The organism is Cupriavidus sp. PET2-C1, assembly GCF_054515855.1.
Genome location: NZ_CM137259.1, coordinates 1,728,414 through 1,747,002, shown reverse-complemented (window position 1 = coordinate 1,747,002; position 18,589 = coordinate 1,728,414). Strand labels below are relative to the sequence as shown.

Below are 18,589 nucleotides of genomic sequence, written 5' to 3'. Positions count from 1 at the left end.
TTGCGTACCTCACGCGACGGCATCGGCTCGGCGATCAGCGCGCTTGTGCCCGCACCGGGGCTTTGGCCCTTCCCCACCCATCCTCCATACTGGTGAATCCCATTAGCAAGCGGCGCCCGCTGGAGGCAGCCCATGTGCATCAACTACGCACCCGCGCAGGCCGGCCTGCTCCGCGACGTATTTGGCGTCACCCGCCCGGCGCAGGAATGGCCGCCGGAAACGTGGCCCGACTATGCGGCGCCGCTGCTCGTCTCGGACCACGATGGCCAGCGGCAATGCCTGCTCGCTACCTTCGGCATGGTCCCCAGGAAACGCATTCCACCGGGCGTGGCGAGGTTCGACACCACGAACGCGCGCTCGGAATCGGTGGCCGAAAAACGAACCTTCTCCGCCGCCTGGAAGAACGGCCAGTTCTGCCTGGTGCCAGCGGATTGCTTCTACGAGCCCGACTACGAAACCGGCAAGGCGGTACGCTGGTGCATCCGGCTCAAAGACGCCGCGCCCATGGCAATCGCGGGGCTCTGGCGCGCGTGGCCAGGCGAGGATGGCCAGCAGGCCTTCAGCTTCACCATGCTGACCATCAACTCGGATCGCCACCCGTTGATGTGCCGCTTCCATGCGCCGGGCAAGGAAAAAAGGATGCTCGTGATCGTGCCGCCCACCGATTGGGACGATTGGCTGACCTGCCGGGATACGGAGCTGGCGCGTAGTTTCCTGCGCCCCTATGCCGCGGACAAGATGGCGGCGGAACCCGCGCCGCTGCCGCCTCGCACGGCAAAGGCATCGTGAGGGGCAAGCACCCCTCACGATCAGAACCGCCAGCGATCGCGCCGCCGTCAGGAAATGGTGTACCTGTTCTGCCGGCTGCGGGAATAGAGCCCGCGCGCAAGCTCCAGGATGTGGTCGCGGTGGCGGTCGAATGCCTCCAGCACGGCAGGCTCGTCCGGGCGCAGTTCGGGGCTGAGGTTGGAGAGTACCGCTCGGTCGACCTCGAAGGAGATCTCACGCGAACTGTCGTAGCCCCAAAAACATACGCAATGCCTGGATGGGTCGTAACTCCGGCTGGGATTGGGAAAATTAAGTGCCATCTCTGTATCCTAGTCCGATTCGCCCCCCTCTGTACGGTATAGAAGGCGGGACTGCCGTATTTGCGCCGGATTGGGCAACGATCCCATCAGCAAGTCTGGAGAAGACCGCTTCTCGTTGCCCTATCGCTTACCGGTGACCTGGTGTCGAGCCACACAGAGCCGTACAGAGCCGTACAGAACCATGCAGACATGACGCGACATAGGTGCCGGGAAAACCAGATCTAAGCATCTTCTACTTCGCCCGCGCACGGCCAGACCGTACGATTCGCATCACAACCACGGCGGCAGGATCTCCGTGGTCCAGGACAGGACGGCAACCATAAAGCTGTCCGCCGGACATCAACACAAGGGTCAAGGGGTCTTATGAAAAGCTTGCGCGGAGCCAGCAACGGGTGGGCGCCGGACGTCGAGGTGACGGACAGGGGCATCTGGAAAAACACGATCGCCGCAGCCAGCCACGCGCTGGAAACCGTCGCCCTCATCGAGCACGGCGTTGGCATGACATTAAAGCTGCAGCGCAAGGTCCGCGCGCTGCGCGAGCGTTTGCACGCCACGCAAACCGAACTGGACCGCTACCGCGACATGCACGCCGCCGCCATGGAGGCGTTGCGACAGGCCGAGGTGACACCGCCCGAAGACACCGGCCGGCTGCGCGCCGAAGGCCAAGCCCTGCAGATGCGGCACCGTGCCTACAAGCTGCTGGTCGAGCATTACGCCCGGGCCGGGATTCCCATCGACCTGGCCGTCTTCGCCAGGCAGCGCCGCCAGGTCCTCCAGCACATCCTTTTCCAGCAGCGCCGCGGCGTCGCGCCGGCGCAGATCAGCGTCGACGATATCGCCTTCCTGCTCCGCTGATCCCATCGCCAGAGGGGAAAGACATTCCGGCGTCCATTGCGACAATCGCGAGCCAGCCGGATTCGCTTACACCGGCTGCGCTTTCTATGGCCCGTGCAATTCGCGGGCTTTTTTTTCGCGCCGGCGGGCGGGCGCCATGTTGCTGCTCCATATTGCAACTCCGTATTGCAGCCCCGTATTGATGCGCCATGGCGCCACTCAATGTAGCTATTGACGAACATTGCCCGCGCAAATGATAATACGTCGCATTTGCAACCATCCGCAACCGCGCGCACGCCATGCCGTCACATCCCTCGCGCGCGTTTGGCTTGTTCGCCTACTACGAAGAACTGGTTGGCACCTGGACTCGCAAGCTCGCCAATCGCTTTGATGCCGAGGACCTGACCCAGGACGCGCTGCTCAAGGTGCTGGAGCGCAAGGACAGCCCGCCCGAGCATCCCCGCGCCTACCTGCACCAGACCGCCCGCCACCTTGCCATTGACGCCTTCCGGCGCGAGGGAGGCCGGCAGACGCTCCCGCTTGACAGCATCGACACGCATCACGCAAGCTCCGGCGATCCTGAAGCCGCGCTCCACGCCATCCAGCTCGCCGCCGCGCTCGAGCAGGCGCTGGCGGAGCTGCCGCTGGCATGCCGTCAGGTCTTTGTCTGGCAACGCCTTGAAGGGCTCTCCCAGCTAGAGATCGCCGAGCGCCTTCAGGTCTCCAAGAACATGGTCGAAAAACACATGATCCGCACGATGCGCCATCTGCGCGACCGGCTCGGCCCGCAAGCACCCCATTGAGTACCACGCCTTGATCCAGGCTCCTGCCCCCTCCTCCTTGCCCGCGCCCCTCCCTGGGGCCGCACGCCGATGACGCCAATGACGCCGCCGGACGCTCCGCGTGAAGCCGCGGCACGCTGGTTTGCGCGCGTCCGCGCTGGCTCGCTCAGCGAGCAGGAACGCATTGAGATGGCGGCCTGGCTCGACGCCAGCCCCATGCACCGGGCCGAGTACACCGCGCTGGAGCGCATCTGGCAAGTGGCAGGCGCGCTCGACCCGGAGCGCCTGCGCGCCCTGGCGCAAGACCCGGTACCGGCCGCCGCCGCCCGGAGATCGCGACCTGCCTTGCGCGCCGCCATGCTGGCCAGCCTCTGCGCGGTGGCCGTTGGCGCCGCCTGGCTCATGCGCCAGCAGGCCGCGCCCGGCCCGGCTACCTATGTGGCCAGCGACGCAAGCCACTACACAGCCAGCTTCAGCACCGCGCCTGGCGAGCGGCAACGCGTGACGCTGCCCGACGGCTCCGTCGTCGAGCTCAATACGCGCACGCGGCTATCGGTACGATTCCAGCCCGGCCAGCGCACTGTGACGCTGGCCGACGGCGAGGCCATGTTCGAGGTCGCTCACGCCAACGAGCGGCCCTTCGTGGTCGATGCCGGCAGTGGCAGCGTCACGGTCACCGGCACCCGCTTCGACGTGCGCCGGGACGGCGCCGAGGTCACGGTCGCGGTCGAATCCGGGTCGGTGGGCGTACAAGGGCGCAGCGCGGCTGCGTCCGCGGCGCGCCTGTCGGCCGGCCTTGGCACGCACATTGCCGGCGACGGCCGGGTCGCGCCCGCGGCAGCGGTCGATCTCGGCGCCGCCATGGCGTGGCGCGAAGGCAAGCTGCTGTTCAAGGACCAGCCGCTGTCGCTGGTAGCCGCCGAGGTCTCCCGCTATCGGCGCAGCCCGGTCAGGATCCGCGACGCCGGCACCGGCGCGCTGCGGCTGAGCAGCGTGTTCCGCGCCGACGATACCGATGCCCTGCTCGCCGCCCTGCCGCAGTTCCTGCCGGTGGGCGTGCGCACCCTGCCCGACGGCAGCACGGAAATATTTTCGCGCTAGATTCAGGTTTTTGCTCCGCGTTTCGTCTTCTCCCGGAACGTGCCCGCGCACCGCGGGCCTGCGTGCCTTTATGCCAATCCGGCCTCTCCGAGAAGACCCGACGTGAACCAGCAATATCCTGAGAAGCAGCAACAGATCCCGGCCCGCCACGCACGCGCCAGGCCCCTCCTGATGGCCACCATGGCCGCCGCGCTGATCGGCGCCGTTGCCACGCCGGCAACTGCCCAGCCGGCCCTGCCATCGCCGGTGGCGATCGATATCCGTGCCCAGCCGCTGGCCGACGCGCTCACGCAGCTCGGCCGCCAAACATCGCTCCAGCTGTTCTTCACGCCCGCATTGGTAGCCGGCAAGCAAGCCCCGGCCGTGCATGGCAGCATGCCCGCCGAAGCCGCGCTCGATAGGCTGCTCAAGGGCAGCGGCATCCGCTACCAGCGCACTGGCAGCGGCATCGTGCTGCAGCCCGCGGGCCAGGCCGGTGCCGCCACCATGGTCGCCGCCACGGTCGCCGCCGCCACAACGTTGGCCACCCCGGCAACGACGGCCGCGCCCGCCCCGGAGGCCGCCAAGATGCTCGAAGCCGTGGAAGTCACCGCCTCGCGAACCTCCAGCGACCTGATGCGCCCCACGCGGCAAGTCACGGTCATCGACCGCGAGGAACTCGATGCGCTGAAGACCGGCTCCGACAGCGTCGCCACCCTGCTCTCCAAGGTCGTTCCCGGCATGGCCGACTCCAGCCATACCGTGACCGATTTCGGCCAGACCCTGCGGGGCCGCGGCATGCTGGTCCTCGTCGATGGCATCCCCTTAAACACCAATCGGGACTCGGCGCGCAACCTCGCCAACGTGGACCCCGCATTGATCGAGCGCATCGAAGTCCTGCGCGGCAGCAGCGCCATCTACGGCGGCGGGGCCACCGGGGGCATCGTCTCCATCAACACGCGCCCGGCCGGCGGCCCGCCGCTGTCGGAGACCACGTTTTCACTCACCTCGCCGCTGTCCCGGCTGCGCGCGGACGGCTTGTCCGGCCAGCTGCAGCAGCATGTTTCCGGCAGCGAGGGGATGGTCGACTATGCCTTCGACGTCGGTGCCCGCCGCCTCGGCAGCGCCTACGATGCGCGCGGCCAGCGTGTCGCCCCGGAGCCCAGCCAGGGCGACATGTTCCAGTCGGACAACTACAACATCGGCGGCAAGCTCGGCCTGCGCCTGACGCCGGAGCAGCGCGTGCAGCTTGCGGTGAGCCATTTCAACGCCAAACAGGACACCGACTACGCCTCCGACCCATCGGTAGCCCGCCTGGCGCCGGGCAGCGTGCCCGCACGCGCCATCAGCGGCCTGCAGCTCGCCGACCAGAACCAGATCCGCAACACGCTGGTCAATCTCGAATATGAGCACAAGGACCTGGCAGGCAGCGCGGTCTCCGCGCAGCTCTACTACCGCGACTACTTCACGCGCTTCACGCCCTTCGACGCGCGCGCGGTCGTCACGCGCGGCGGCAATGTCGATCAGTCCATGCAAAACTCCGACGTGTTCGGCAGCCGCCTCACCATCAAGACGCCGCTGGACAGCGCCAAGCGCACCCGCCTGGTATGGGGCCTGGACTTCGAGCAAGAACGCAGCGACATGCCGATCGACATCTTCGATCCCAAGGCCTATGACGCCAGCGGTGGCCGCGTCTTCAACAAGACCGGCACGCTCACCTACATGCCGCAGATCACCACGCGCAGCCTGGGCGGCTTTGGCCAGTTGCAGCACAAATTCAACGCGCAGTGGTCGGCCGAGGGCGGCCTGCGCTACCAGTACGCCAACGCCCGCTTCAACGACTTCGTGCCGCTGTCGCAATCGCGCCTGGCACAGCCGGCCACGGTAAAGGGCGGCTCGGTCGACTACACCGCGCTGCTGGGCAATGTCGGCGTGGTGTACAAGCCGCTCCAGGGGCACGAGCTCTATGCCGCGTTCAGCCAGGGCTTCAACCTGCCCGACATCGGCCTGCAGGTACGCAACGCGCGCGCCGGCTTCAATCTCGGCGCCTCCGACCTGCAGCCGGTCAAGACCAACAACTACGAGCTCGGCTGGCGCGGCGCCTTCGGCAACACCCTGACCTCGCTGGCGGTGTTCTACACCACCTCCAACCTGGGCGACGTGCAAAGCTTCAACAATGGCCTGATCCTGACCCGCACCGCCGAGCGCATCTATGGCGTGGAAGCCTCCGCCGACTACCTGTCCGACAACGAACAATGGGGCACCGGCGGCACCTTCACCTGGATGCGCGGCCGCGAAACCCCGCAAGGCAGCCCGAGCCAGCAGATGAGCGGCTACCGCATCCCGCCCCTCAAGCTGACCGGCTACGTGCAGTACCGGCCCACACCCGCCTGGAGCCACCGCCTGCAAGCCACCTTCTTCGCCGGGCACGACTACCGGCTCAACGGCACCGACAGCTTTGGCCGGCGCGATGTGGCCAGCTACACCACGCTGGACATCATCAGCCGCTACCAGGTCAGCAAGAAGGACACCATCACGGTGGGCATTCAGAACTTGCTCAACCGTTACTACTACCCGCTCTACAGCCAGTTGCTGCGCAACAGCAACAACACCTCGCACCTGCCTGCGGCGGGCATCGTCATGACGGCCACCTACGTGCATCGCTGGTAGAGCGACCGGGGCGCAGCGGTATTGTCGGCAGAATTCGATATACTGTATATGCATACAGTTACTCACTGACGCCATGTCATCTGCACCCCGCCGCATCGCCCACCTGGATATGGACGCGTTCTACGCGTCCGTCGAGCTATTGCGATATCCGGAGTTGCGTGGCAAGCCCGTGGTGATCGGTGGTGGACGAAATGCGGTACCCGAGATACTTCCCGACGGTAGCCGGCGCTTTGCCCGCCTGCGCGACTACGCCGGGCGCGGCGTAGTCACCACGTCCACCTACGAAGCCCGCGCGCTGGGCGTGTTCTCCGCCATGGGCATGATGAAGGCCGCGCAGCTCGCCCCCGACGCCATCCTGCTGCCCACGGATTTCGACTCGTACCGGCACTACTCCCGGCTGTTCAAGGCGGCCGTCGCCACCTTCACCGGCGAAATCGAAGATCGGGGCATCGACGAGATCTACATCGACCTGAGCGACGTGCCGGGCGAGCCTGCCGATATCGGCACCCGCATCAAGCAAGCGGTGCGCGAAGCCACGGGACTGAGCTGCTCCATCTGCATCGCCCCCAACAAGCTCCTCGCCAAGATCGGCTCCGAACTCGACAAACCCGACGGGTTCACCCTGCTGGCCGCCAGCGATGTGCCACTGCGCATCTGGCCGCTGCCCGTGCGCAAGGTCAATGGGATCGGCCCGAAGGCCACCGAGAAACTCGCAACGCTGGGCATCGCCACGGTCGGCGACCTCGCCAGCGCGGACCTAGGCATGCTGCAGAGCCATTTCGGCCGCAGCTACGCCGCCTGGCTAGCCGAGATCGCGCAAGGCCATGACGAACGCCCGGTGGTCACCAGCTCGGAGCCCAAGTCCATGAGCCGAGAAACCACCTTCGAGCGCGACCTGCACCCCAGGCAAGACCGCCAGACGCTCTCCGAAGTCTTCACCGGCCTGTGCCAGCGCCTGGCGGAAGACCTTCGCCGCAAGGGCTATGTGGGCCGCACCATCGGCGTCAAGCTGCGCTACGACGACTTTCACACCGTCACCCGCGACCTCAGCATGCCGGCCCCGACGGCGGACGCCGCGCAGCTGCGGCGCGCCGCCACCGAATGCGTCAAACGCGTTCCGCTGGACCGGAAGATCCGATTGCTGGGTGTGCGGGTCAGCGCGCTGACACCCGCGGGAGAACTGGCGCCGGCTGCGCTGCCGGCACAGGCAGAGTTGCCTTTCGCCGACAACGCTTAGCAGACCCCGCCGCGGGCCAATCCGTCTGATAGTATTGGCACAGCCGTGCATAACTGCAGCGCCGGCTGCACGAGCAATACCTTCGGGCTAACGTCAATTGTCATTTGACCTGGATATGCGGGCCTCTACCGAAGCTGAAACCAGACATGACCGCATCGACGCCTCGAAGCCGCTGAACCTGAAAGCCGCATTACAGCAAGAGCGGTTTGACGCGCTGACACGCCTCGCACAGCATCTGTTCAGGGTCCCGGTTGCGCTGGTCACGCTGCATGACGTGCCCCATGATGCGCATCCCGGCGACGTACCCATCCTCATCGACGGCTTGCGCATGGGTCTTCAGGCGGCGTGCCCCTTGACCACATCGAGCGGCAGCCAGCTTGGCGCCTTCTGCCTGTTCGACGCCGGATCGCGCGAACTGGACCAGGTGGAGCGCGGCCTCCTGCAAGACTTTGCCGACATGGCGGTCGCCCTCATCGAGCGCGACCCGGCCCAAGACAAACTGAACGACGCCGGCAGGCTAGAGGAAAACGAAAAGCGGCTTGAGCTGGCCATCGCGGGCAGCGGCACGGGCGTCTGGGACCGGGATGTCCAGGCGGGCAGCATCCACTACTCGGCCGGCTGGAAAGCCATCATCGGCTACGAAGCGTCCGAGATCACCAACCGCATCGAAGACAGCTATACCCGCGTCCATCCCGACGACCTCGCCTACGTCCAGGCCACCATACAAGCCCACTTCAACCAAGAGACGGAAAGCTACGCGGTGGACCACCGGATCCGCTGCAAGGATGGCAGCTATAAATGGATATCCAGCCGCGGCAAGGTAGTCAGCCGCGCAAGCAACGGCGAGCCGCTGCGCATGATCGGCACCACCACCGATATCACGGCCATCCGGGCACTCTCCGAAGAACTGCAGCAAACCGTCGACCTGATCACCAGCCTGACCAACGAAGTCCCGGGCCTGGTATTCCAGCATCGCCTGCTGCCAACGGGGGAATCCTTCCTCCCCTACGCCAGCGCCGGCATCGCCGATATCTACGAACTCACGCCGCAACAGGTCGCCGCCAGCACAGCCCCCATCCATGCCGTCATCCACCCCGACGATCTGCAAGCCTATTGCGCTTCGCTTCGCGCATCCGCAGCGAGCCTGACGCCGTGGCACCTCGAGTACCGTGTCGATCTGCCCAGGCAAGGACTGCGCTGGCGGCAAGGCGACGCGCGCCCCCGGCGGCTCGACGACGGCAGCACGCTATGGCACGGATTTATCACAGACGTGACCGAGCGCAAGCGCATCGAGAGAGAACTGCAGGAATTTGCCACCATCGATTTCCTGACGCAACTACCCAATCGCCGTCACTTCGTCGTGCGGATCGAACAGGAACTCGCCCGGATCCGGCGCACCGACAGCCGCCCTGCCGCCGTCCTGACGTTTGACCTCGACCACTTCAAAGCCATCAACGACACCTGGGGCCACGCCATGGGTGACCACGCCCTGCGGTGTTTCGCGGCGCTGCTGCGCAATGCGCTGCAAACGCACGATTTCGCCGGCCGCATCGGCGGCGAAGAATTTGCCGTGGTGCTCCCCGATGCAAGCCTTGATGCGGCAACACGATTCGCCAGGCGCGTACAGCATCAGATCGCGGAAACCCCACTGCTTGACGGCGGCCAGATTGTCACGCTGACCGTCAGCGTCGGTATTGCCCTCATGCATGCCACCGATCCCAGCGCGGACCTATCGCTGCTGCGCAGCGATGGGGCGCTCTACCGCGCCAAGGAACGCGGCCGCAACCGCGTCGAATGTTATTGATCCACCCCAGGCCGACGACTGGCGATGCGATCCCCCACAGCAATGACGCACCGGCAAAATCCACTGCGACCCACGTGACCCGCCAGCCTCTCACCCCATTCATCGATGGCCGCAAAGCGTTCCCTGACGCATAAACCACCCATTAGATTACCTATTAGTCATTGAATTTGCAGTACCCACAGAAAATTTACCTTCAGGTAATGCACAGGTTTAATGGGCCATGGATATTCAAGACATGCGTCAACAGCGCCTAGCCCAGATCATGGCCGAACAGTTCGGCGGCTCCATCGCGCGCCTGTCGGACCGGCTGGACCGCGACCCCTCATACTTCTCCCGCATATTTTCGGACACAGGCAAAGCCGGAAAAAAACGCATCGGCGAAACGCTCGCACGCGATATCGAAGCCAAGCTCGGCCTGCCGCGCCTATGGCTGGACGGCGACGCGCAAGACGCTGCCGCACCCCCAAAAGAAGAAACCCTGCCGCCCGAGATTGCCGCCCGATTCGCCCGCCTGATCAATGGCTTGCGCAACGAAGACATCGACAGGATGCTCGCCGCCATCGAATTGATCACGCAGGTCGAAGCCGTGCAATCGGTGCGTAAATACAAGAAAAACACCAAAACCGCCCGCGTGCTGAAGACCGACGGGCGAAGCACGGCATTCAAGCAAGCCAGCAACGCCGTTCACGAAAGCGGCACACAAACACCCGGCAAGCCACGCAAGAAGACGTCCGCAAGCTGAGATCGGCGCGGGGTCCGGCTTGCCGGATGTATCACCCCGCCCTGCGCGCTCCGCACGCCCCCCCTGGGGCATTTCGATTACCCGATGAGCTTGCCTTTTTAGTTACCCATGGGTAATCTTTGGCATCGACTTCCCTGAAGCTGCACGACCAAGGAAACTTCATGCTCATCGGACTCTGCGGCCGCCCGGGCTCCGGCCAGGACCTTATTGCGAACCACCTGGCCTGCGGGAACCACGCCTTCCACGTCATCACCTTCGACGCCCCGCTGCGCCACATGATCCAGGCCTGTGCTGGCATCCATGAGACGCACTTTGGCCTGGCAAAACGCAACGATGTCATCCCGGCGCTCGGCAAGGCACCCGCCCAGTTGCTGCACGCGCTTCGGGAGTCCTGGATCCGTGCACCGATGGATCCGGATGTGCTGGTCAGGTACCTCGCGCAAACGCTGGCCCGGCTCGACGGCCGCGATGTTGTGGTCCCCGATGTGTCCACGCAGGCAGAGGCTGAGTTCATACAGGCGCGCGGTGGACGGTTGATCCGGGTCGTTTCGCGACGCGGGCTGGGGGCTGACCCGTTGATCAAGGGCGCATGGATTGATCTGGAGCTGGAGGTGGGTGAGGAGCCGGACTGGCCTGCGGAAATTGATGCGATCGTGGGCGAGGACGTTTTGGTGGGTTGACGGGTTGCGACGCCGGCCAATGATCAAGGCTCGGCGCATCGGGCGCGACGGCAACCAGCAAACAATATTTGCACAATTGTTAGCCGCAATGGCTAACATGAAGATGCACACGATCGCGTTCGCGAGGCAATCGGCACGGCCGCCCAAGCCATGCCCGCAAATGCCCGGGAACGTCCATCGAGGAGGTGCCTTGCCATGATCCATATTCAGTTCATCGAACGCGACGGCCGCCCCGAGTTCGCGGTAGTGCCTATTGAGGTGTGGGAGCGGATCAAGCATCGGGTCCAGGATCCGGACGATCTCTCGCAGCCAGACCACGCCAAGGCCCAAGACAACACCTTTCGGATCCCTGCCGCCATCCTGGACGCCGAACTCGCCGGGGATAACCCGGTCAAGGCCTGGCGGGAATATCGCCGCATGACCCAGGATGCGCTGGCGACAGCGGCAGGCCTTAGCAAGCCCTACCTTAGCCAGATAGAGAACCGCAAACGCGATGGCAGCCCCGAGGTCTTCCAGAGCCTGGCGGCGGCGCTGCGCGTCCCGCTCGACGTATTGGTCGGACAGCCGGAAAAATAGCGCGACAGCCGATGTCCAGACGAAGTATCGGACACCTCCCGCTATCGCGCGGACAGAGCATTCCCTAAAACAGCAGTAGCGCACTGCTCAGAGAGACAACCATGGATTCGATACCGCAACGTAACGTACACGTCGTGCCTCATGGCGACGGGTGGGACATCATCCACGAAGGAGCAAAGGGCGAAAGAGCACACTTCCTCACTCAGGAAGAAGCGGTGGAAGCCGCGACAGTGATTGCACAACGCGAGAAGGTGGAACTCCTGGTGCACGGCCAGGATGGCCAGATCCGTACGCGGAACAGCTACGGGCGGGACCCCAGGAGCATAAGGGGCTGATCATGCTCAGGCGGCTGGCGCCGGGGACCCGGCACGCCAGCCTGGCCATGGAATGGCCGCCAGGAGGATCAGAGCACTTTCTTCATCGAGGGAGCAGGATGGAGGACATAGCTCTCGCGCTCGTAGAAAGGAATGGCCTCTGGCCGTGCGTCGAGAAACACGGCCGTCATCTCGCGCGCACGCGCATCGGCTTCCGCATATGCCATCAGGGCGTGACCGGCACCACTGCCGCGCACTTGCGCATCGACCACAAGGTCATCGACGTGCAGGTGTGCCCCACGCGCCAACGTATGGACGGGCCGCATCCCCGTCACGCCGATCAGCTTGTTGCCTTGAAAGGCGCCAACAAGCTCGTAGCCAGAATGCGATTGCCGGCGCGCTCGGCGCAGGAACTCGGCTTCATCCAGCGAGCGCAATTGCGTGATGACAGGAAAAGCTTGCCCCCATTCCGCAGGGGAGAGCCTTCGGATCTCCAGATTGGCGCTGCGCTTTGCAGTCATCGTTTCATTCCTTCCTCATTATCGAAATCGCGATTCTGGCACAGCCTGTAGCAGCCTGCATCCAACGTGCATGGCGAAGTCACCGGCTATCACGTCAAGCCCCGGCATTCCCCTGCTTGATGCGATTCTTTCCGGGTGCTCAGCCGGCGCTATCTTCCTCGTCGCCATCTAGCCCACCCCGCAAAGCGCTCAGCCCCCCCTCTACGGCGGGGTACTGAAACTGGTGCGACGCACCACAATCAATAGCGGCGACAGATTGCCCCTTGGCCTTCTCTCGAGGTTGTAGGCAACCAGCGTGCCGCCCCCCCCCTTTTTCACCCCACCGGGATGCAGCATGAGAATTACTCCGATTCTTGCTTTAATGTTGGTGCCGGGCGCAGTTCATGCCCAACTCACGGCATACAAATCTTCCGGATCGCCTAGCTACGGTGGCTATGCCGCCGCCTCGCAGCAGCACGGCAGCACGGCCTACGGCTCAGCACAAGGTCAGGGCAATTCGCTCTCTGGCGTAAACGGCGCCATTACGCAGCGCTATAGCAATGCCACCTCAGGGCATCAGCGAGAAGATTTGACCGCGGCACAGACTGCGGGAGCTTCGCGGGACTACGGCGGCGGTGGAAGCAAAACCTCGTTGAATCCATCGACCGCCCGCGCCCAGCCGGGCAAATGAATGGAAGCGACGCTGCCGAGCCGAGGCCATGAGCGTCCCCGTTCTCTTGCGTGCCCAAAACGATACGCGGCTCCGGTAAATTCAGGCGGCATGCCCGCCTGGCTCTCAGCCACATAGACCGAATTGCCGGCGCATCCCAGGACTTTCCACGCGAGTCCGGCATCCGCTTCTGCACAAGCGAAGCGATAACGTCCGCAACGACGATGCGCCCTCCCCAAGGGACCAAAGTCCTATAGCCGGGGAACCTCACTTCAAATACCATGTGTTTTGGGGCTAGCTGCGAAGCAGGTGGCTTGGCGATCTGCTGTTGCCTGTCCGGCAGCCGGCGCAAAGAGAATCGCCCATGCATGACAGCTCCGTGATGCCGGCAACAATGATCGCCTTGCGGTTGTTTGCGGAGAATGAAATGCACAAGAAGACTGACTGTTGTCCAGCGGCGTCCTCCAACAGCGTCGGAAGACGCACCGTCCTGAAGACTGCACTCGGCGTCGCAGCCGTTGGGCTGGCGGGAACCATGGGGGGCGTTGAATCGGCTTACGCGGCGGCGCTATCGAAGTCCGAGCGCGACAAATTGACACCGGACCAGATTATCGAGAGCCTTAAGCAAGGAAATAGACGTTTCCGTTTGGGGAAGATGCTGCCCCACGATTATCTGGCACAAAAAAGAGTGACTGCCGGCGGGCAGTATCCAGCAGCGGTGATCTTGAGTTGCATTGACTCCCGGGCACCGGCCGAGATCATCCTTGACACGAAAATTGGAGATACATTCAACGCGCGTGTCGCGGGCAATATCGTCAATGAGGATCTCATCGGAAGCCTGGAGTTCGCCTGTGCGGCGGCCGGCGCTAAAGTCATCTTGGTGCTGGGGCACACAGGATGCGGGGCAATCAAGGGCGCAATTGATCACGTTGAACTGGGAAACCTGACCGGTCTCCTGGCCAAGATCAGACCGGCCGTGGATGAAACGCAGTACGCTGGCGACAGAAGCAGCAAGAATGACGCATTTGTCGATGCGGTGGCACAAACCAATGTTCGACGCACGATTGACGCAATACGAAACGGGAGTAACGTGCTGGCGCCGATGGAGAAAGATGGAAAATTAAAAATTGTCGGAGCGATGTACCACTTAAACGGTGGAGTTGTCGAATTCCTCGCCTGAAAATGAGACGCGACGCGGGGAAATCTGGCAGGTAATCGGGGCGTTGAATCGAGAAGCACGATTCAATCGCGGGACAAGTCTCGCCTTGGCAGGTTCAAGCGTATCGGGGAAGGTGCGCGTGGGCGTCTTGCCGCGGCACCAGTGCCCTCGCTCTATACCTCGCCGGGGCTAATTGGGGTCGCCTCGACACAAGAGATGATTTCTTCGATCGTTGTTTTGCACTGGGTGAGCTGTTCAGCGCTGAATTTCTGACTGACTGCATTCGCCCAGGCCGCTTGACGCGTTGCCAATAGCGCCACAGCGGAATGGCCTGCGGGGGTTGGGGCAAGCAATCTGGCGGATTTATGTGATGGATTGTCGATAAACATCGCTAGCCCCTCGCCTACCAGGACATCGGCTAGGCGCTGCACACTTTGCCGGGTTAGCCCCATGAAGCGCCCAATCTCCGCGACAGTGCGGTGTTCATGGAGCACGGCTCCGAGAACACGCCATCGGGCCGCCGTCAATCCCGCTGGCGCAGCGATCCGTTCGGCTGCTTCCATGAAACCGCCTTCGAGCCGGAACACCATCAGCACAATATCCGTCAGAATCGCGCCGGCTTTGGTTTTGTTGCCAGTCATTTCCGAACTCCTCCCTATCGGACGCTAGCGATGAAGCGCAGGATTTCTCGCTCGACGCGATCGGGCTGGTCGAGCTGTATCCAGTGCCCGGTATCGGCCACCACGGCATGCGGCAATGCCGGCCGCAGCCTATGGAGCGCACTTGGCTTGTCGTTCGCGCTGCTGACCAGGAGAAAAATGGGGCCCTTCCATGCATCGAGCGCAGCTTCGGGATTCCAGTTTGCAAACGCGGCGGCAAATCCCAGCCGTGCTGCCGGATCGACCGCAGCACAGTCTTCCAGCACTCTGGCCTTTACCTGTGGGTTGTTGCCCGCGATCGAGGCATAGAAGCCCTGCTGCACATCAAGGCTCGCAACCCCATTCAGGGCCTCTAGAAATCCGGCGCGAACATCGGCAGGAAGCGCCCGTGGATCCGTCGCAGGATCCAGCAGGAACAGTCCCGCCACCCGGCCCGCGTGCCTGGCAGCATAGTCCAGCGCAGCGGCACCACTTCCGCTGTGTGCCACGATAATGAACCGATCAAGTTTCAAGGACGCGGCTGTATCGCTAATGTCCTGTGCTCGCCCCGCATATGAATAATCGCCATCCGCAGCAGGGGCACTATCTCCGCTTCCCCGCGAGTCAACCGCATACACCTGCCGGCGTCGCCCGATGCGTTCGAGCATCTCCGACCACTGGCTTGCTCTGCCCGAGTCCGCATGCAGGAACAGCACGGGCAGATCGGCGCCGTCGCCCGCCTCAAGCAGCGCAAGATTGCCCTGCGTGCCAGCGACTGTTGTTCGCTTCATCGTGATCTCCTGTATCGATCCCGCGGCTTTCGCGGGGAAATTGGCGAACCGTCGGCAACTGCGATCAGCAGTGCGATGGTCAGCATCAATAGCTTGCCCGGGCGCATCACCAAAGCGCCGAGCCCCCATCAATTTGACAGGATACTGTCACTTTGCCTTAATTGACAGCATCCTGTCAAATTGGAACCGTGTTGAAAATGCCGGCGCCAGGCCAGTGGCGGCCTGGAAGGCTGTTTCGGCCACCAAGACCTCAAAAATGAAGAAGCCAGCACATGGCTGGCTTTGGCTGAACTTAGGGACATCTTGTCATCCGACTCTTACAAATTAAATATGTTGCACATCAGATCTTAATTTGATTTAATTCGCGCCGCACAGCATCTGCTGTGCCCCTTTGCGCTCCTGCTTCTGCGCAAGACCGGCAAGGATCTCCCGTCTCGGCCGGTCTTCTTTTTGTGCCCACACCTGGACGGAGGATCCGGCTTTCTACCGGGCCGGTTTCAACCCACTCACGGCTTCGCCGCCATCAGCTGCCAAAGCACGTAGGCTAATCCTGGCACCAACAGCCAAGCCGCAATCACCAGGTAGTACCGCAGACCGTGATACGGTGATTCGGAGTGAGAGTGAACGTGGTGGATCACTGGTTTCATGACGCGCCTCCGAAGGCTTGAGAAGTACCAAAGCCCCGATTCCAGAATAGGCCCAGGCCTCGCCCAACACGATCGAGGTATGCGGTTGCTCGCCTGCCATTGCGACATCCAGCCCCGACTGAGACTTGGGCGAGACCAGCACCGAAGCTGTGGCGCTGGCACTTGAGTCAGAACTGACGTTCAAATGTGACGCCCCACCTAAGGCGCAGGCTCTTGTCCGTGTCTACCTATGTCAGGACTTGACACGCTCGGGCACGGCGGGAATGGCCTACACTGGTTGTATAGCCACCCAATAGGAGGCTGCCATGGTTGCCTCGCTAGTCGTCCTGCTCATCGGATTAGCGCTATGCGCGATCGTTGTCTGGGTGCTCCGCGAACATGATCCGACCCTGCTATCAACACAACAGCGTGCCGTCCAGACATGGTTTGACCACCTGATTCATCGACACTAAGGGCTTATCGCCAAATTATCGCAGCCCGCCACCCGGCGGGCTTTTTGCTGTCCGCAACCTAGCGCCCGATGACCACCTGGAAGACCACGCCGGTCGGAACGGCGACGAGAAAGTAATCCCCGCCAACGCCCACCCACTGGTATCCGCGCGGCGGAGGCGACAGCCGATAAGCGCGCCAATCATCGATCACGTACTGACGCTGACGATATTCCGGGGGGACCCTTTCACCCCTATGCCAGCTGCCAGGGCCCGGACGATCGGCGCGACGATCAGGGCCATACCTTTCGTCCATGTGTTCCCTGCCCCTGTCGCCCTCCCAGCCTCTTTCACCTTGCTGGCGGTGGTCGCCATCCCGGCCGCGGTCGTTGTAGCCGTGCTGGTTATCGTGATTTTGTCCCTGATCATGACCCATGGGCGGCCTTCCGCGGTCATCGCCGCCAGGCCCCCTATCTTGGGCATAGCCCGCAATCGAAGTGAGAGTACACGCCGCCAGCGCCAAGCTGGCGAACACCTTGATCTTCCGCATCTCGATCTCCTATAGCCCACGTGTGAGGACCTATACGGTTCAGTCTATCCCGCCCCCCCGCGCCGACACGTTACGAAATCGTAACGTGTGCATCACAAGCCCATTGGCGCCCTCACCCGCGCATCCATGCCCAGCTGGTATAGGGTCGCCACGACCTGTCCCGACCCCGCCTGACTTCACCCCGGACGCCTATGCCTTGGTGCGCAGCGAGCAATTCTGTGCATGCGTACCGCACAACGGCATCTCCAGGATCGGCGCCGCCGAAGCCCGCGAGGTGGTTGGCGGGAGGCACTGTATATCCATACAGTTAACTCAACTATCCACGCCTGGCTAGGGGCGGCTCTTATACTGGATATCCATACAGTATCGGTGAGAGAGACATGTTCGCCTGCGCCCCCGGTATCGTCTACCTCTACAGCCAGTCCCACGGGGTAGCGCGTTTGGCGATACGCTGCCTCCACCTCGCCATCGACGATCCGCTGCTCGTGGCCGACACATGGAACCCAGAGGCGGAGGCCATCGCCCAGGCCGCGAGCGCGACCCTGACCCTGACTGGGGTCGATACCGCAGCAATCATGGCGCTGCCGTGGACGATCGACCGCCTGGCGTTCGATTACCAGGGCACAACGCTAAGCTTCCAACTCGCCCACAGCATCCAGTTCGCGGGGCCTCGCTCAATCCGCCTGCGCAGCCGCGGCGAGCGCCACTATGCCACCCGTCAGGAGATGGCATGTTCCCTGTGACCTATCAAGCGGCATCGATCTTCCTGGGAACCCAGTGCCTGCCCCGCATTCTGAGGGCGCCGTTGCGGCGCTCGGGCATGATGAGGCAGTCACGCGCGGCGGCCGTGTCCGCGTCGATGCCGCCGATGCACTTCCAGATTGCGATCATGTTGCCAACCCGGGAGGCGGCCTTCTTGAAGCCCTTGGCGCCGCCGCCCAGGCCGCAGCAGAAGCCGAACGTCTTGGTTTCGCGGCGGATCATGAGCGTGCGTCGTTGTAGGAGACATTCTCGTTGCGGGAGAGCCCATCTCCTACATCCGACCGGCAACCCAATGCGTATCCTGAAGGGAAGGCAAACGTTGAATAGGAGAGCCTTATGAAGCCCATTCTTGTGCTGCTGGCCGCTTCCGTTGCACTGCTGAGCGGCTGCGTTGTGGCGCCCTATGGAGATGAGCACCGAGGCGGTGGCGGTTACTACGGCGGCGATGGCCGCGGGGACCACGACCACGACCGCGATCACGGCGATCGCCGGGACAACGGTGGAGATCGAGATCGGTGGCAAGGCGGGCAGCGTTACTAACGCCGCACCAGCGAGGACATGGGGCAGTCATGCGCATTCCTTTTTACTGAGCGAGTAGGTAACACCGGCGCACTTCGTCCTGTACTGAAGCGGCCTC

21 protein-coding genes are annotated in these 18,589 nt (G+C 63.3%); 15 read left to right on the top strand and 6 right to left on the bottom strand.

Annotated features, from left to right (window positions below; all coding sequences use genetic code 11):
• Positions 1–132 precede the first annotated feature (132 nt).
• Entirely contained in the window at positions 133–789 is a 657-nt protein-coding gene (locus tag ACX12D_RS08035; protein ID WP_459373568.1) for an SOS response-associated peptidase, read from the top strand.
• A 47-nt stretch (positions 790–836) separates the two neighbouring features.
• Here the strand turns inward: ACX12D_RS08035 and ACX12D_RS08030 are convergent, their stop codons facing one another.
• Complete coding sequence (locus tag ACX12D_RS08030; RefSeq protein ID WP_043345911.1) at positions 837–1,088, bottom strand: DUF1488 family protein; 252 nt, start codon at positions 1,086–1,088, stop codon at positions 837–839.
• Between the two features lie 363 nt (positions 1,089–1,451).
• On the opposite strand from ACX12D_RS08030, the gene ACX12D_RS08025 reads away from it, so the two are divergent.
• The 10 genes from ACX12D_RS08025 (at position 1,452) to ACX12D_RS07980 (ending at position 11,828) form a co-directional block, all read left to right on the top strand.
• Entirely contained in the window at positions 1,452–1,943 is a 492-nt protein-coding gene (locus ACX12D_RS08025; protein ID WP_441630801.1) for a hypothetical protein, read from the top strand.
• Between the two features lie 278 nt (positions 1,944–2,221).
• Entirely contained in the window at positions 2,222–2,725 is a 504-nt protein-coding gene (locus ACX12D_RS08020) for a sigma-70 family RNA polymerase sigma factor (RefSeq protein WP_459373567.1), read from the top strand.
• 78 nt (positions 2,726–2,803) lie between these two features.
• The gene (locus tag ACX12D_RS08015; protein WP_459373566.1) at positions 2,804–3,805 is read left to right on the top strand and encodes a FecR family protein; all 1,002 of its coding nucleotides are present in this window, start codon (positions 2,804–2,806) and stop codon (positions 3,803–3,805) included.
• 180 nt (positions 3,806–3,985) lie between these two features.
• Complete coding sequence (locus tag ACX12D_RS08010; protein ID WP_459373964.1) at positions 3,986–6,454, top strand: TonB-dependent receptor; 2,469 nt, start codon at positions 3,986–3,988, stop codon at positions 6,452–6,454.
• Positions 6,455–6,527: 73 nt separating this feature from the next.
• Complete coding sequence (dinB, locus tag ACX12D_RS08005) at positions 6,528–7,691, top strand: DNA polymerase IV (protein WP_459373565.1); 1,164 nt, start codon at positions 6,528–6,530, stop codon at positions 7,689–7,691.
• A gap of 97 nt (positions 7,692–7,788) precedes the next feature.
• Entirely contained in the window at positions 7,789–9,495 is a 1,707-nt protein-coding gene (locus ACX12D_RS08000) for a sensor domain-containing diguanylate cyclase (protein WP_459373563.1), read from the top strand.
• A gap of 220 nt (positions 9,496–9,715) precedes the next feature.
• Positions 9,716–10,237, top strand: a complete 522-nt coding sequence (locus ACX12D_RS07995; protein WP_459373562.1) for a hypothetical protein — start codon at positions 9,716–9,718, stop codon at positions 10,235–10,237.
• Between the two features lie 161 nt (positions 10,238–10,398).
• The gene (locus tag ACX12D_RS07990; protein WP_459373561.1) at positions 10,399–10,917 is read left to right on the top strand and encodes a hypothetical protein; all 519 of its coding nucleotides are present in this window, start codon (positions 10,399–10,401) and stop codon (positions 10,915–10,917) included.
• 195 nt (positions 10,918–11,112) lie between these two features.
• On the top strand, positions 11,113–11,493 hold the full coding sequence (locus tag ACX12D_RS07985) for a helix-turn-helix domain-containing protein (protein ID WP_459373560.1): 381 nt from the start codon (positions 11,113–11,115) through the stop codon (positions 11,491–11,493).
• A 101-nt stretch (positions 11,494–11,594) separates the two neighbouring features.
• Complete coding sequence (locus tag ACX12D_RS07980; protein ID WP_174424498.1) at positions 11,595–11,828, top strand: DUF2188 domain-containing protein; 234 nt, start codon at positions 11,595–11,597, stop codon at positions 11,826–11,828.
• Positions 11,829–11,896: 68 nt separating this feature from the next.
• Here ACX12D_RS07980 and ACX12D_RS07975 read toward each other — a convergent pair whose 3' ends face one another.
• Positions 11,897–12,328, bottom strand: a complete 432-nt coding sequence (locus ACX12D_RS07975) for a GNAT family N-acetyltransferase (RefSeq protein ID WP_459373559.1) — start codon at positions 12,326–12,328, stop codon at positions 11,897–11,899.
• Between the two features lie 334 nt (positions 12,329–12,662).
• Between ACX12D_RS07975 and ACX12D_RS07970 the strand changes: the two genes are divergently transcribed.
• Positions 12,663–12,998: a hypothetical protein gene (locus ACX12D_RS07970; protein WP_459373558.1), complete on the top strand. Its 336-nt coding sequence runs from the start codon at positions 12,663–12,665 to the stop codon at positions 12,996–12,998.
• 406 nt (positions 12,999–13,404) lie between these two features.
• On the top strand, positions 13,405–14,157 hold the full coding sequence (locus tag ACX12D_RS07965; protein WP_459373963.1) for a carbonic anhydrase family protein: 753 nt from the start codon (positions 13,405–13,407) through the stop codon (positions 14,155–14,157).
• A gap of 152 nt (positions 14,158–14,309) precedes the next feature.
• On the opposite strand, the gene ACX12D_RS07960 is transcribed toward ACX12D_RS07965, so the two are convergent.
• The 3 genes from ACX12D_RS07960 to ACX12D_RS07950 form a co-directional block, all read right to left on the bottom strand.
• Entirely contained in the window at positions 14,310–14,777 is a 468-nt protein-coding gene (locus ACX12D_RS07960) for a MarR family winged helix-turn-helix transcriptional regulator (protein WP_459373557.1), read from the bottom strand.
• Between the two features lie 14 nt (positions 14,778–14,791).
• On the bottom strand, positions 14,792–15,565 hold the full coding sequence (locus ACX12D_RS07955) for an alpha/beta fold hydrolase (protein WP_459373556.1): 774 nt from the start codon (positions 15,563–15,565) through the stop codon (positions 14,792–14,794).
• Between the two features lie 1,157 nt (positions 15,566–16,722).
• Positions 16,723–17,190, bottom strand: a complete 468-nt coding sequence (locus tag ACX12D_RS07950) for an RcnB family protein (protein WP_459373555.1) — start codon at positions 17,188–17,190, stop codon at positions 16,723–16,725.
• Between the two features lie 380 nt (positions 17,191–17,570).
• Here ACX12D_RS07950 and ACX12D_RS07945 point away from each other — a divergent pair, with 380 nt between their 5' ends.
• Positions 17,571–17,933 (top strand): hypothetical protein, encoded by a 363-nt coding sequence (locus ACX12D_RS07945; protein WP_459373554.1) that lies wholly within the window; start codon positions 17,571–17,573, stop codon positions 17,931–17,933.
• Positions 17,934–17,937: 4 nt separating this feature from the next.
• Here ACX12D_RS07945 and ACX12D_RS07940 read toward each other — a convergent pair whose 3' ends face one another.
• Positions 17,938–18,174: a hypothetical protein gene (locus ACX12D_RS07940; protein WP_459373553.1), complete on the bottom strand. Its 237-nt coding sequence runs from the start codon at positions 18,172–18,174 to the stop codon at positions 17,938–17,940.
• A gap of 114 nt (positions 18,175–18,288) precedes the next feature.
• Between ACX12D_RS07940 and ACX12D_RS07935 the strand changes: the two genes are divergently transcribed.
• On the top strand, positions 18,289–18,492 hold the full coding sequence (locus ACX12D_RS07935) for a hypothetical protein (protein WP_459373552.1): 204 nt from the start codon (positions 18,289–18,291) through the stop codon (positions 18,490–18,492).
• The last annotated feature ends 97 nt before the right edge of the window (positions 18,493–18,589 follow it).